Raw genomic sequence first — 13001 nt, 5'->3', positions numbered from 1 at the left:
TTTAAATAAGAAAGGGGCAGTCGCCCCTTTTGTTGTTTCTGGGAACGCCTTTAAGCATTACAGCTTTCTGCTGTAACGTGATTTATGAGCTTTATCATTTAGCTTTATTTGGAAAAATTAAACATGTTTGAGTCAAGACAAAAAGTCATTAGTAATCAATACCCGGCGTGGAAATATCTGCTGCTGTTAATTGTGTTGGTATTAGGTGTTGTTTATGCCGCACCGAATATTTTTGGAGATGATCCCGCTGTTCAGGTTTCACCGGCAAAATCGGTGCAGTTTGATGCCTCTACTGAAGACCTTGTGACGCAAACCCTTCAAAAAGCGAATCTAAAGCCTAAATCGATGGCGTACCAAGAGGGTCAATTCCTGATCCGATTCCATAATACAGACGAGCAAATGAAAGCCCGAAGTGCCTTGAAAGAAGTCATGGGACGCCAAGCCGTGGTTGCTTTAAACCTGGCGCCGGCAACGCCTGATATTCTAAGAGCGGTCGGTGGTCAGCCAATGTATTTAGGGCTGGATTTGCGCGGTGGTGTCCATTTCTTGATGGATGTCGATATGGAAGCCGCGGTGCAGAAAACCTATAACCGTTATGTCGACGAAGTGAAAGGTGCCTTCAGAGAAGCCCGAATCCGCTATTCAGGTGTCACTTATGAAACCGATCACTTGATGATCAAGTTTCGTGATGCGAAAAGTGTTCCGGCCGCTCAAGCGGAAATGGAAAAACAATTTCCAGGCGAGTTTAATTTATCTCCTGTGGATGGTCAGAATGCATTAGAACTTCGTTTACTGCCTAAAACCATTGAAGAAGCGAAAACCTATGCGTTGAAGCAAAATATCACCACCTTGCGTAATCGTATCAACGAACTCGGGGTGGCAGAGCCGGTGATTCAACAGCAAGGCGACCGCCGTATTGTGGTTCAGTTGCCTGGGGTTCAAGATACTGCGAAAGCCAAAGAAATTCTGGGTGCAACCGCAACACTGGAATTTAGACTGGTGGAAGAACGCGGGGATGCGTATCGCGCAGAAAAAACGGGCTATGCAGCGCATGGTTCACGTTTATATCATTTCCGTGATGGTCGTCCGATTCTGTTGAAACGCAGCATTATCGTCAGTGGGGACAATGTTATTAACGCTCAGTCAGGGATTGAACCGGAATCTGGGTCTGCTGAAGTCACCGTGACACTTGATGGTGCGGGCGGGCGTAAAATGTTGGCAACGACTAAGGAAAATATCGGTCATCGCATGGCGGTGGTTTATATTGAAAATCGCGTTGAAACCATCGAGAAAAATGGTGAAAAGATTAAAAAACGCATCACCACTAAAGATGTCATCAATGCCGCGGTGATTCGTGGACAGTTTGCCAATCGATTCCAGATTACCGGGTTAGACAGCCCACAAGAAGCGCAAGATTTAGCGTTATTACTGCGTGCCGGGGCACTGGCGGCACCGATGGAAATTGTGGAAGAAAGAACGGTTGGGCCAAGCCTCGGGCAAGACAACATCGACCAAGGGATGATGTCTGTGATTGTCGGTTTCCTATTGGTGTTGGTGATTATGGTCTGGCGTTACAAGACGTTCGGCATGATTGCCAATGTGGCGTTAACATTGAACCTGGTTCTGATTGTTGCGGTCTTGTCCTTGTTGCAAGCGACCTTGACCTTGCCGGGGATTGCCGGGATTGTTCTTACCGTTGGGATGGCGGTGGATGCGAATGTGCTTATTTTCGAGCGTATTCGTGAAGAACTACGCGTATCATCCGTTCAATCGGCGATTAATGCCGGTTATGAAAAAGCTTTCGTGACGATTGCCGACGCCAATATCACAACCTTGTTGGCAGCGCTGGTGTTGTTCAGTTTCGGAACAGGCCCGATCAAAGGCTTTGCCATTACGTTATCGATTGGGATTATTACTTCTATGTTTACAGCCATCTTGGGAACAAGAGCAATTGTGAATGCGCTCTACGGCAATAAGCCGGTAGAAAAGTTATCGGTTTAGTCGGGGAGAGACAGAATGAGTACAAGCATGGAAAATCAAAAAGAATATAACTTTATGGGGCATCGCAAGCTGGCGATGTCTGTATCATTGTTTTTTATTGTGGCATCCATTGTTGGGTTGTTTGTCAAAGGACTTAATTTTGGCATCGACTTTACCGGGGGCACCATTGTCGAGCTGTCTTATGACAAGCCTGCAGAAGTCGACACCATTCGTACCTCTTTGCAAGACTCAGGATTCGAACGTGCCGTCGTTCAAAATTTTGGGTCAGCGGAAGATGTGTTGATTCGTATTGCCCCAAGAGAAGGGGTTAATTCAGCTCAAATCAGTAACCAAGTGATGGAAGCCTTACGCGAAAATCATTCAGAAAATTTTGAATTGCGTCGTGTTGAGTTTGTTGGGCCTCAAGTAGGGGATGAATTAACGGAAGATGGCGCTTTAGCGGTTATTTATGCTCTTATCGGGGTGTTGATTTATGTCGCACTGCGTTTTGAGTTCCGTTTTTCCATTGGGTCTGTTGCTGCGTTGGTGCATGATGTTGTCATTACTTTGGGTGTGTTTGCCTGGACTCAGGCACAGTTCGATTTAACGGTATTAGCGGCGATACTCGCAGTCATCGGGTATTCCTTGAACGACACCATTGTTGTGTTTGACCGTGTACGGGAAAATTTCAGAACCGTTCGAGATGGTACGCCGGAAGAAGTCACGAATCTGGCGGTGAATCAAATGTTGGCGCGTACTTTGATGACCTCTTTAACGACATTATTGGTTTTGATAGCCTTGTTTGTGCTGGGTGGCGAGATTATCCATAACTTTGCATTGGCATTGATTGTCGGGGTTGTGGTCGGTACTTACTCTTCAACCTTTGTGGCCAGTTCAATTGCGTTAGCACTCGGTGTTTCAAAAGAAGACTTGATGCAGCCGGTTAAAGAAGGGGCCGATGCAACCGCTCAAGAAGAAGAGTTAAATCGAATCTTCTTGGAGCAAGAAGCGGCGCGCGAAGCCAAAGAAGCCGCCAAGAAAAATAAACACTGATTCGATTCTTTCGATTTCGTTAAATAAAAAAAGACCCCGCGGGGTCTTTTTTTTGTTCTGAGTAAATCGATTAATGATGGGTTGAGCTGGTATGTCCCGATTTCAAATGAGAGTCCATTAAGACCTCAATCTCATCTTTTGATAAATACTCATGCTCTGATTCCGACTTTTCCTTGTGGACTGCGGCCGGTAAATCGAAATCCAAATGCTTCAGTTGTTTTTTGTTCAGGGTGTTCATGAAATTCTGTAACGCTTGAATCACTTGGCCGTTCAAGTCACGATCCGTTTGTTCCAGAATGATTTCGTGCAATTGATTTACCCATTTCATTTGCGTGTCTCGCACTTTTTCGGCATGAGTACGCAACTCGTTGTTTCGAATCGCTTCCGGATACGCTTGTGTCAGGTTTTTAATATCTTCAATAATCATTTCTGCAATCTGGATGGTTTGTTCAGAAGTGGTTTCCAGACGGTCGTCAATGTATTGCAAACAGCTGTTCACTTTTTGGGGAGTATTCATTTTAGTTGCCATTATTTAATTCCTCATGTGATTAAAGTGTCAAATTAATGACGAAAATAAATATTATTGTTTTATGTATTGGATCTATTACAAAAACTGTGCCAAAAAGTATTTTGTTTAAATAGTTGAAAAATATAGTAAAATTTATTTTAAAAGTGTCAATAAACGGTGATATTTTTGACGCAAGCTGGGAAAAATCATTTTTTTTGAATCAGTTGCGGTACACTTTGCGTTTTTAAATGAGTGCGCAATTTGGATACGTTACCAATTACGTTGGTATATCAATCGACCGAGTTTGTTGTGATTGATAAACCAGCCGGAATCAATTTTCATTCCGAACCCGATTCTGATGGTCAAAAACAGCCAGGCCTGGTGGTTTTGGTGCAGCAGCAATTAGGAGTGAAAGAACTCTATCCCGTACATCGGTTAGATAAAATGACCTCCGGTTTGGTGGTTTTCGCATTAAACAAAGCTACAGCTCAGGTGTTTCAGCAGCAGTTTGAAAGCCGACAGATCGAGAAGTATTATTTAGCCATCTCCGCCCATAAGCCTAAAAAGAAACAAGGCTGGGTCAAAGGTGACATGATGCCGGCTCGACGTGGCAGTTGGAAATTGAGTAAAACATTAGAGAATCCGGCCATCACACAGTTTATCAGTCAGAATACGCGACCGGGAGAGCGCTGGTTTTTATTAAAACCGCAAACAGGCAAAACGCACCAGTTACGCGTGGCTTTAAAAAGTTTAGGCGCCCCCATTGCAGGGGATGCACGTTATGGGCTTTCAACGGAAGCCAAACAAGAAGACAGAGGCTATTTACATGCGTTTGCTTTACGCTTCAAACTTCATGAAGCGTCTTACGAATTTTGCGTGCCACCGCAGCAAGGTACTCGATTTCAAACAGCAGAAGCGCACACGCTTTTGCAGCAATGGCAAACTCCCTGGGCAGCGTTTCAAGGTCAATGAATAGAAAGGTAAAAGAATGACAAAAGAGAAACCTTTTTGGGAAACCAAAACTTTGGCAGAGATGACCACGGAAGAGTGGGAATCGGTCTGTGATGGTTGCGGATTGTGTTGTTTGACCAAACTGCAAGACGACGAAACAGATGAAATCGTTTATACCCGGGTGGTGTGCAAGTATTCTGACCTAAAAACAGGGGCGTGTTCTGATTATGAAAATCGTTCCAAAAATGTACCAACGTGCGTAAACCTGACTTTGGATAGGGTGGCTGAGTTTGATTGGCTGCCGGATACGTGCGCTTATCGTGTGTTATATCGTGGGGATCCGTTACCGGAATGGCATCCATTGGTTTCAGGTAAAAGAGAGTCTGTGACACAAGCGCATATCGGCTTGTTGGCGATTCCTGTGGTGGTCGATCAACCGGATCTGGATTATGAAGACTATCTGATGAAAAAGCCTTAACGTCCTACCTTAAAGTTTTATTTTTAAGTTTAAAGCTTCTCATGTTCTAAAGCGTTTAAATAATAGAATCAGAAATAAAAAAGGCCAGTTTTAACTGGCCTTTTTTGATTGAAACACTGTTTCGCTAACTTAGTGCTGATGACCGCCGTCACCATGTGCGTGTCCATGTTCTAATTCTTCTTCTGTCGCATCACGTACGCCCATCACTTCGATGTCGAAGTTCAGGTCTTTGCCCGCAAGCGGATGGTTTCCATCAACTGTTACGGTTTCATCATCAATTTTCGTGATTTCAACAGAGTGAACGCCTTGCTCTGATTGAGCTTCAAAACGCATTCCGACTTCTAGATTATCAACACCCTGGAACATGCTTTTTGGCACACCTTCTTGAATCAAGTGAGGCTGTGTTTCACCATAAGCATCAGCTGCAGCGATGTTTGCCGTGAACTTATCGCCAACTTGTTTACCTTCAAGCTCTTTTTCCAAACCAGGAATTAGATTGGAATGACCATGCAAATACGCTAAAGCTTGGCCGTTAGAAGCGTCAATCACGTTTCCTTCTGCGTCTGTCAAAGAGTAGTCGATCATGCCAACCTTATTTTGTTCAATTTTCATCTTAAAGTCCTGTTTTGCTAAATAAGAACCTGTATCATACAGATTCTTGTTGTTTTATTGGAGAAAATCGAAGTGTTGTGGTTAAAAACTTTTCATATCTTGTTTGTGATGTCTTGGATGGCAGGGATCTTTTATTTGCCACGTATTTTTGTACATTTTGTTGAAGGTCAAGCAGCAGGAGAACAAGTCACGCGTTTAGCGATTATGGCGAAAAAGCTGTACAAATTCATGACCATCATGATGATGCTGGCAATCGGAACGGGCATTTGGTTGTGGCTGGCATATTGGCCAGTGGCGGAAGGCATGGGATGGTTACATGCTAAAATCGTGCTGGTGGTATTGATGTTGGTTTACCACTTATGGACCAAACGCCGCATGAAAGAAATGCAGGAAGGTCATCTGGATCACAGTGGGCTTTATTATCGTTGGGCCAATGAAATCCCATTGATTTTAACGATCCTGATTCTGATTTTGGTCGAACTTAAACCGTTTTAAGCTGATTCAATAGAGTTCGGGTTGGTTGATGAAAGCGTGTCCTGACATTCAATTAGACTTTAAAATGGCGCCCAAAACCGAGGCGCCGGTTTATTTGCATGAAAAAGTCTCCGTGTTGGATATAAATCCAATCGGGCCTTATGTTCGCAATAAACAAAGTCACATCGTGTGTATCGAATCCCATCAAGCATTGATTTCAGAAGATGAAGGGCAAACCTGGCAAGCCTATGATTTGTTCTCATCCAAAGATTTTTTGATTCATGATACTCGTAGCCTGTGTGTTTCCGATTCAGGCGTGATTGTGGTCGGCTTTTTGAACATGGCGCAAGCCCATTTCAAATGGCACAAAAAAGCCAATAAACCGACTCAAAATACACGACTGGATTTATGGTCGGTTCGCAGCCTGGATGGGGGCAAAACGTGGGAAGCCCCTGTTCGTGTCCAAAAAGGGTACTGTGGTTCCACCACGACCATGATTTCGCTTTCCAGCGGTAAGCTGTTGATGGCCGCTCAAAATTTGGATTATGAGGCTGGGCGGCATTATAGCCTGACTTATCTTTCAGAGGACGAAGGGCAAACTTGGCAAGCCAGTAATAAAATCGATATTGGTGGGCAAGGGCATCATGGCGGGTGTTATGAAGGCACCCTGCTGGAATTAAAAGACGGTCGTGTCTGGTATTTGATTCGCACCAATCTGGATTGGTTTTGGAATGGCTATTCCGACAATGAAGGCCTAACCTGGGCGCATTTAGAACCGGGCATGACTGCCAGCAGTTCTCCAGGCATGTTATGCCGTTTACAAAGTGGGCGCTTGTTGTTGGCCTACAATCAATTGACCAAAGAGGGCGAAACCACTGCCCCTCGAGTTGCCGGATTGTTTTCAGATGTGCCAGCTTCCTGGCAGCGTGAAGAACTCAGTATCCGTTTATCCGACGATGACGGAAAAAGCTGGACCGATCCCGTGGTAATCGCTTCATGCAAAGGCGCCTGGTTGTCTTACTGTTCGCTTTTTGAAGTAAAAACGGGCGAAATCTGGCTTACCACCATGCAAAGCCAACTCAAACTCAAGCTAAAAGAAAGCGACTTTATTTAGCGCTCATTCCTTTAAGCGTCGTTCATTTTTTTCGGCGTTTACAGTCTCGTTTGATTCATTTTTATTCTTAATTGCTTTTCATAAATAGGATTTATGAGTTTTGTCTGATATAATTTTTAGTCACGACTAAAAATATAATTACTTAAGGATAATAAAATGAGATATTTTTATGGTATTTTCGGGGTTCTGGCAACCCAGTCCGTTTGGGCTGACGCATTAAGACCTTTAGCAACCGATCGACCTGATGCAACGGAAAGTTTTCAAACCGTTGATAAAGGGTACTTTCAAATCGAATCCAGCATCGCAGCTTACTCTATGGATAAAACCAAACAAAACCGGGTTGAAACCTGGTCGTTGGCAGAAACCAATCTCAAATACGGTGTCACCGATAACGTGGATGTTCAGCTTGTGTTTTCGCCTTATCTAGTGGAAAAAACATCTAAAATCAAGTCTTTATCAGGGCAGGGCGATATTCAATTACGCTCAAAAATCAATCTTTGGGGAAACGACCAAACTGGAGATGGCTTAGCCTTATTGCCCTATCTTAAAGTGCCGAACGGGCGTTTTAGTAATGATGAATATGAAGGCGGGCTAATTGTGACTTATGGCACGGATTACAAAGACTATAGCCTAGGGGCTCAAATTCAAATGGATCGTGCCTATGATGATGACACTCGAAAGCATGAATGGGCAGGCAGTCATACGTTCGTAATTGGGCGTGGTTTTGAAAACGGGCTGGGTGCTTATATTGAATATATAGGTGACTATACCGTCAAGCATGATTACATGCCTTACGCCAGCTTTGGCGGCACATGGCAAACGTCAAAAAATTTCCAATGGGATGTGGGCAGTCAACTCGCGCTGTCTGACCAGGGAAATGATCAATTAATTTTCGGCGGTTTTACAATCCGTTTTTAAACATTCGTGATGCTATCTTTACGCCATCTTTATGCCCTTAAATAAACAGCCAGGCCTGGCTGTTTTTGACCGTCAACTACCTTTCATTAAATAAGGTTTTATTGGTTCAATTACGTAGTTTTTTTATGTATGATGTTATCTCGTTTATCAGATAGAGGAGAAAACAGCATGGAATTGACGGTATATCTCTCTGGCGAAATCCACACCGATTGGCGACAACAGATAAAAGAAGGCTGTAAGGCGCATAATCTATCTATTGAATTTACATCCGCTGTTACCGACCATGCCGCCAGTGATGCCGCAGGCGATTTACTGGGTGCGGAAGAAAAAAATTTCTGGCGCGATCATAAATCCGCGAAAGTGAATGCTATCCGAACCAAAACGCTGATTGAGAGCTGTGATGTCGCCGTGGTGCGTTTTGGAGACAAATACAAACAATGGAACGCCGCGTTTGATGCGGGTTATTGCGCCGCATTGGGCACGCCTTATATTACCTTGCATGACGAAGACATCATTCATCCACTCAAAGAAGTTGATGCCGCCGCGCTAGCATGGGCCACAACCCCTGAGCAGGTCGTCGAAATGTTAAACTATGTGGTTAGCAAAGCATAAGACTTAACAAAAAGACCCATTCAGACCGTTTAAAAACGGCCAGGCCTGGCTGTTTTTAAAGCCTTATAAGTTTTCTAACGGACTCACAATGCCTTTTCCGCCTTGTTTAAGTACATGAGTGTAAATCATTGTGGTTTCGACATTCTTGTGACCCAATAACTCCTGAATGGTTCGAATGTCATACCCCGATTCCAATAAATGCGTTGCAAAGCTGTGCCTAAGAGTATGAGGCGTCACTTTTTTGTGAATATTTACACGGATCGCCGCTTGTTTAATGGCTCTTTGTAATGCCTGTTCGTGCATATGGTGGCGTCGTTTTTTACCGCTTCTTGGGTCCGTCACGATATTTCTACTTGGAAAAACATACTGCCAAGCAAAAGTCTTGTTTGCATTTGGGTACTTTCGATCCAAGGCATTTGGTAAATACACCTCACCATAACCATTGCTCAAGTCTATATCATGAATTCTTTTAGTTTCGGTTAATTGGGTTTGCAATGCTTCGATGGTGCTGGGTGGCAGCATTACAACACGGTCTTTATCCCCTTTGCCTGCACGCACTGTAATGGCATGATAGCCAAAATCAACGTCTTGCACTCTTAATCGAACCAACTCCATTAAGCGTAAACCGCAACCATACAAAAGCTTAATCTGTAGTTGATAAGACAATGGGATACATTCAAACAATTGACTGACTTCCGTTTTTGTTAAAACGACAGGTAAACGTTGTGGTTTTTTTGCACGAGTCACATTGTCAACCCATGGTGGTTCCATTTGCAGTACTTCTTTATACATAAACAGCAAAGCGGCTAACGCTTGGTTTTGTGTCGAGGAAGCGACGTTTCGCTCAACCGCCAAGTAAGTCAAAAACTGTTCCATTTCAAGCTTGCCCATTTCCGCTGGGTGACGCTTATTATGAAAGAAAATAAATTTTTTAATCCAACCCACATAAGCTTCTTCAGTACGTATAGAATAATGTTTGGTTCGGATGCGCTCGCGTACAAGGTCTAAAAAACGTGGTTTAGTCGTCATGATTTATGCCTTATAAAATAGCTTAAGTGGTTAATTAAACTAATAATAACATAGAGTTGTATAAAGTTAACCTACTAAATTTTTAGCATAAAATATCAATTTTATAATTTATTGACGTACGTAATATATATAAGTTAGGATGTCTAATTATAGTTAGTTCCGACGCTTGCGCGTCGGAACTAACGGGCTGCGGATTGCCATCCACTTGTGTCCCGCGCAAGCGCTGGACTAACAAGCGTATGAAGCGGACAGTCCTTATGAAAATAAATTTTCAACGGACATGCCGCTTATCCGCAGCCCGTTAGGGGTAAACCACGAATGGAGAATGTCTTTAATTTAGATAAAAGGAGATTCAAAGCTCTAGCGAATGCCTCCGGCCTTTCAAACTCGGAAACAATCTTCAGTTATAGACAAAATGGAAATTTAATAACTGGCGAGTATCAAGGTGGCGAAATAGAGTTTGGAAACATAATTGGAAAATACATACCTCCTCAAACCATCGAATTGTGCTTCCAGTGCAAAACTAAAGACCATGAGATTTTGTCAGGAAAATCAAAAGGCACAATCCAAAAGAATAGTAGTGGTAAGCTAAATATTTCATTTAACTGGCAATGGCTCAGTGGTGCCGAAGGCTCTGGTGAATCATATTATGAAGAAATATAGCGGTATAAACGTATCTAATACCCCTAACAAGCGGCTTAAATTCGCTCCCGTTGGTCGCCGGACTCCGCACTGCGTGCTCCGCCGTTTAGCCGGGCGTTATGCTTTAAAAGGAAATACATTCGAGAATGAAAGATCTTCACAAATTACCAGATGATTTACCGGTTCCAGTAGATGATGGAGCTTGCGATCATCTTCTAGACTCAATAGTTCCATCAGTAGCGCTTAAGGGCGTGTCCGATACAATCATTGATCTTAGCTCTATTGAGGGAATGGTGGTAATCTTTTTTTATCCTATGAATGGAAGACCAGATTCACCGCCTATGATTGGTTGGAATGATATTCCCGGAGCAAGAGGTTGTACGCCTCAATCTTGTTCATTTAGAGATAACTATTCGCAGCTTGAAAAACTGGGAGTTAAACTTTTTGGTGTTAGTTCTCAACCTTTAAAGGATCAAAAAGAGGCGAGTGCTCGCCTTAATCTACCGTTTGAGCTTCTAAATGATTCGCAGCTTGAACTAACAAGGGCAATGAATCTCCCGACTTTTGAATATGAATTGTCGACTTATATTAAGCGGATAACTATCATTTCTGAAGATGGCGTAATTAAGAAAACATTTTATCCGGTATTTCCGCCAGACAAGAATGTGAGTGATGTAATTGAGTGGTTTGAGCATAACAACGCACTTCAGCCGACGCCAAAAGGCGGCGCGGCTGAGCTTTGACGTTAGTTCCGACGCTTGCGCGTCGGAACTAACGGGCTGCGGATTGCCATCCACTTGTGTCCCGCGCAAGCGCTGGACTAACAAGCGTATGAAGCGGACAGTCCTTATGAAAATAAATTTTCAACGGACATGCCGCTTATCCGCAGCCCGTTATGTCTAAAAAAGAGGACGTATGGCGAAAATCAATAAGGAAAGGATGACGGCTGAAACAAATGAAGAGTTTGTTGTGTTTTTAATTGGGATGCGAATTAACAAGCCATGGAAAATTCATAAATGGCTACCAGTTGCCTTGGCGATGCCAAAAATGATCAATGAATTATACAAGAGTCCTGATATTGGATTTATAAGCCATGAGCAATGGTTTGGTAGAACCACAATGATGGTGCAATACTGGAAGTCATTCGAACATTTAGAGGCTTATGCAAAAAACAAAACTGGAAACCACCTGCCTGCATGGGCTGAGTTTAATAAAAATGTCGGTAGTAACGGAGATGTAGGTATATGGCATGAAACTTACTTATCTAAACCAGGAACATTTGAATCAGTTTATAACAATATGCCTACATTTGGTTTAGCAAAAGCTACAAACTGCGTGCCTGCTGTTGGTAGGTATAAAACAGCCAATGATAGAATCAACCACAAAACACATAACAATTAGCTGCAGCGGACAGTCCTTATGAAAATAAATTTTCAACGGACATGCCGCTTATCCGCAGCCCGTTATGTAACAAGGAGAACCAGTATGACACTTGTCCAATTTGACGAGAAGGCGATCATCGGTATTAGCGTCCGTACGAAGAATTCCGATGAAATGCAACCACAAACATCAAAAATTGGTAGCTTGTGGGAGAAGTTTTATCAAGAGGTTGCCCCAACCCTCAAAGAGGGTGCGACAGTCTTTGGTGTTTATTACAATTATGAGTCTGATGCTTCAGGAGAATTTTCTGTCATGGCTGGTTCAGACAAAGTGGAAGAATCAAAACACACAAATTTAGAAAATGTCGCAATTAAACCTGGAAAATATCTCGTCTTTAAAGAAACTGGTGAAATGCCTCAAGTAGTCATTAACACTTGGGCAAAAATCTGGGATTACTTTTCCGCTGATACCCAAGATTACCAAAGAGCGTACACAACGGATTTTGAGCTTTACAAAAGCCCAAATGAAATTGAAATTTATATTGCAGTCAAATAGTTACATAACAATCACATCCAACCGACCCAAAAACCGCTACGCGTTTTTCGGTCGGCTGATGTGAAGCGTTATGCATATTAAAAAAGGAAATTTAATGCCCGAAAATATTACAAAACAAGTCTATGAAGCCATCTCCTTCGAAGAAGGTGGCGAACCTAATTACAAGAATCTACTTAAAAACTTTATTTCTGAAGGTTTATTCATCAACAACAAGGGCGAAAAGCCCATGATCAAGCCTATAAATGATTATGTGTCTTTTATAAAAACCAATGTTGAAGCCGGAAACATTCTGTCAATTAAAGAAACAGAGCTAAACAGAAAGGTTACTATTTTTGGTAATGTGGGTAATATAATTTCCCAATATAAGCTGGAAGCACAATCAGGTGCAGGCAAGCAAACTCGCTATGGCGTGAATCTGTTTCAGATAATTAAGCATGACAAAGATTGGAAAATATCTTCCATGTGCTGGGACGACAACGAAGATAAATCGTTGCTCGATATTGTAATTGAACAATAATGCATAACAAGCGCATCAATCCGTTCGCTATCGCTCACTCGGACCGCCATAAAGCGGCGGCCGTTTATGCTAGTCGTTAGTTCCGACGCTTGCGCGTCGGAACTAACGGGCTGCGGATTGCCATCCACTTGTGTCCCGCGCAAGCGCTGGACTAACAAGCGTATGAAGCGGACAGTCC

General features: G+C 43.0%; 16 protein-coding genes. 13 read left to right on the top strand and 3 right to left on the bottom strand.

The features are described from left to right. The first annotated feature begins 123 nt into the window (after positions 1–123). Complete coding sequence (secD, locus tag GHNINEIG_RS07035; RefSeq protein WP_135795992.1) at positions 124–2001, top strand: protein translocase subunit SecD; 1878 nt, start codon at positions 124–126, stop codon at positions 1999–2001. A gap of 15 nt (positions 2002–2016) precedes the next feature. Beyond that, complete coding sequence (secF, locus tag GHNINEIG_RS07030; RefSeq protein WP_223260854.1) at positions 2017–3033, top strand: protein translocase subunit SecF; 1017 nt, start codon at positions 2017–2019, stop codon at positions 3031–3033. A gap of 70 nt (positions 3034–3103) precedes the next feature. Here secF and GHNINEIG_RS07025 read toward each other — a convergent pair whose 3' ends face one another. Further along, positions 3104–3562: a hypothetical protein gene (locus GHNINEIG_RS07025; protein WP_135795991.1), complete on the bottom strand. Its 459-nt coding sequence runs from the start codon at positions 3560–3562 to the stop codon at positions 3104–3106. 240 nt (positions 3563–3802) lie between these two features. Here GHNINEIG_RS07025 and GHNINEIG_RS07020 point away from each other — a divergent pair, with 240 nt between their 5' ends. Together GHNINEIG_RS07020 and GHNINEIG_RS07015 are read left to right on the top strand one after the other, a co-directional pair. Next, positions 3803–4513, top strand: a complete 711-nt coding sequence (locus tag GHNINEIG_RS07020) for a TIGR01621 family pseudouridine synthase (RefSeq protein ID WP_135795990.1) — start codon at positions 3803–3805, stop codon at positions 4511–4513. Positions 4514–4529: 16 nt separating this feature from the next. After that, entirely contained in the window at positions 4530–4970 is a 441-nt protein-coding gene (locus GHNINEIG_RS07015; RefSeq protein WP_135795989.1) for a YcgN family cysteine cluster protein, read from the top strand. A 129-nt stretch (positions 4971–5099) separates the two neighbouring features. On the opposite strand, the gene GHNINEIG_RS07010 is transcribed toward GHNINEIG_RS07015, so the two are convergent. Further along, on the bottom strand, positions 5100–5582 hold the full coding sequence (locus GHNINEIG_RS07010; protein WP_011370749.1) for an FKBP-type peptidyl-prolyl cis-trans isomerase: 483 nt from the start codon (positions 5580–5582) through the stop codon (positions 5100–5102). A 72-nt stretch (positions 5583–5654) separates the two neighbouring features. Between GHNINEIG_RS07010 and GHNINEIG_RS07005 the strand changes: the two genes are divergently transcribed. The 4 genes from GHNINEIG_RS07005 (at position 5655) to GHNINEIG_RS06990 (ending at position 8700) form a co-directional block, all read left to right on the top strand. Then, positions 5655–6077 carry a CopD family protein gene (locus GHNINEIG_RS07005; RefSeq protein ID WP_135795988.1) on the top strand — a complete coding sequence of 141 codons (423 nt, stop codon included), beginning with the start codon at positions 5655–5657 and terminating at the stop codon, positions 6075–6077. A 28-nt stretch (positions 6078–6105) separates the two neighbouring features. Further along, the gene (locus tag GHNINEIG_RS07000; protein WP_135795987.1) at positions 6106–7170 is read left to right on the top strand and encodes a sialidase family protein; all 1065 of its coding nucleotides are present in this window, start codon (positions 6106–6108) and stop codon (positions 7168–7170) included. 156 nt (positions 7171–7326) lie between these two features. Next, positions 7327–8088, top strand: a complete 762-nt coding sequence (locus GHNINEIG_RS06995; RefSeq protein WP_135795986.1) for a transporter — start codon at positions 7327–7329, stop codon at positions 8086–8088. A 168-nt stretch (positions 8089–8256) separates the two neighbouring features. After that, positions 8257–8700 (top strand): YtoQ family protein, encoded by a 444-nt coding sequence (locus tag GHNINEIG_RS06990; RefSeq protein ID WP_135795985.1) that lies wholly within the window; start codon positions 8257–8259, stop codon positions 8698–8700. A gap of 63 nt (positions 8701–8763) precedes the next feature. Here the strand turns inward: GHNINEIG_RS06990 and GHNINEIG_RS06985 are convergent, their stop codons facing one another. Continuing rightward, positions 8764–9729 (bottom strand): integron integrase, encoded by a 966-nt coding sequence (locus tag GHNINEIG_RS06985; protein WP_135795984.1) that lies wholly within the window; start codon positions 9727–9729, stop codon positions 8764–8766. Between the two features lie 318 nt (positions 9730–10047). Here GHNINEIG_RS06985 and GHNINEIG_RS06980 point away from each other — a divergent pair, with 318 nt between their 5' ends. From GHNINEIG_RS06980 to GHNINEIG_RS06960, 5 genes are all read left to right on the top strand, one after another. Then, positions 10048–10392, top strand: a complete 345-nt coding sequence (locus GHNINEIG_RS06980; RefSeq protein ID WP_135795983.1) for a hypothetical protein — start codon at positions 10048–10050, stop codon at positions 10390–10392. 125 nt (positions 10393–10517) lie between these two features. After that, positions 10518–11114, top strand: a complete 597-nt coding sequence (locus tag GHNINEIG_RS06975; protein ID WP_135795982.1) for a peroxiredoxin — start codon at positions 10518–10520, stop codon at positions 11112–11114. 172 nt (positions 11115–11286) lie between these two features. Beyond that, positions 11287–11772 carry a DUF4188 domain-containing protein gene (locus GHNINEIG_RS06970; RefSeq protein WP_135795981.1) on the top strand — a complete coding sequence of 162 codons (486 nt, stop codon included), beginning with the start codon at positions 11287–11289 and terminating at the stop codon, positions 11770–11772. 84 nt (positions 11773–11856) lie between these two features. Beyond that, entirely contained in the window at positions 11857–12306 is a 450-nt protein-coding gene (locus GHNINEIG_RS06965; RefSeq protein ID WP_135795980.1) for a GyrI-like domain-containing protein, read from the top strand. A gap of 94 nt (positions 12307–12400) precedes the next feature. Beyond that, positions 12401–12823, top strand: a complete 423-nt coding sequence (locus tag GHNINEIG_RS06960) for a hypothetical protein (RefSeq protein ID WP_135795979.1) — start codon at positions 12401–12403, stop codon at positions 12821–12823. The last annotated feature ends 178 nt before the right edge of the window (positions 12824–13001 follow it).

Source organism: Hydrogenovibrio crunogenus (genome assembly GCF_004786015.1).
GTDB classification, from domain to species: Bacteria; Pseudomonadota; Gammaproteobacteria; order Thiomicrospirales; family Thiomicrospiraceae; genus Hydrogenovibrio; species Hydrogenovibrio crunogenus.
Note: the sequence above shows the minus strand (reverse complement) of the source record. Positions and strands in the feature narration are given on the sequence as shown.

Bases quoted from the DNA above. Each gene is read 5' to 3' on its own strand.
- GHNINEIG_RS07000 (WP_135795987.1), top strand. From the start codon at position 6,106: ATGAAAGCGTGTCCTGACATTCAATTAGACTTTAAAATGGCGCCCAAA.
- GHNINEIG_RS06970 (WP_135795981.1), top strand. From the start codon at position 11,287: ATGGCGAAAATCAATAAGGAAAGGATGACGGCTGAAACAAATGAAGAG.
- secF (WP_223260854.1), top strand. From the start codon at position 2,017: ATGAGTACAAGCATGGAAAATCAAAAAGAATATAACTTTATGGGGCAT.
- GHNINEIG_RS06965 (WP_135795980.1), top strand. From the start codon at position 11,857: ATGACACTTGTCCAATTTGACGAGAAGGCGATCATCGGTATTAGCGTC.
- GHNINEIG_RS07025 (WP_135795991.1), bottom strand. From the start codon at position 3,562: ATGGCAACTAAAATGAATACTCCCCAAAAAGTGAACAGCTGTTTGCAA.
- GHNINEIG_RS06960 (WP_135795979.1), top strand. From the start codon at position 12,401: ATGCCCGAAAATATTACAAAACAAGTCTATGAAGCCATCTCCTTCGAA.
- secD (WP_135795992.1), top strand. From the start codon at position 124: ATGTTTGAGTCAAGACAAAAAGTCATTAGTAATCAATACCCGGCGTGG.
- GHNINEIG_RS06995 (WP_135795986.1), top strand. From the start codon at position 7,327: ATGAGATATTTTTATGGTATTTTCGGGGTTCTGGCAACCCAGTCCGTT.
- GHNINEIG_RS07010 (WP_011370749.1), bottom strand. From the start codon at position 5,582: ATGAAAATTGAACAAAATAAGGTTGGCATGATCGACTACTCTTTGACA.
- GHNINEIG_RS06990 (WP_135795985.1), top strand. From the start codon at position 8,257: ATGGAATTGACGGTATATCTCTCTGGCGAAATCCACACCGATTGGCGA.
- GHNINEIG_RS07015 (WP_135795989.1), top strand. From the start codon at position 4,530: ATGACAAAAGAGAAACCTTTTTGGGAAACCAAAACTTTGGCAGAGATG.
- GHNINEIG_RS06980 (WP_135795983.1), top strand. From the start codon at position 10,048: ATGGAGAATGTCTTTAATTTAGATAAAAGGAGATTCAAAGCTCTAGCG.
- GHNINEIG_RS06975 (WP_135795982.1), top strand. From the start codon at position 10,518: ATGAAAGATCTTCACAAATTACCAGATGATTTACCGGTTCCAGTAGAT.
- GHNINEIG_RS06985 (WP_135795984.1), bottom strand. From the start codon at position 9,729: ATGACGACTAAACCACGTTTTTTAGACCTTGTACGCGAGCGCATCCGA.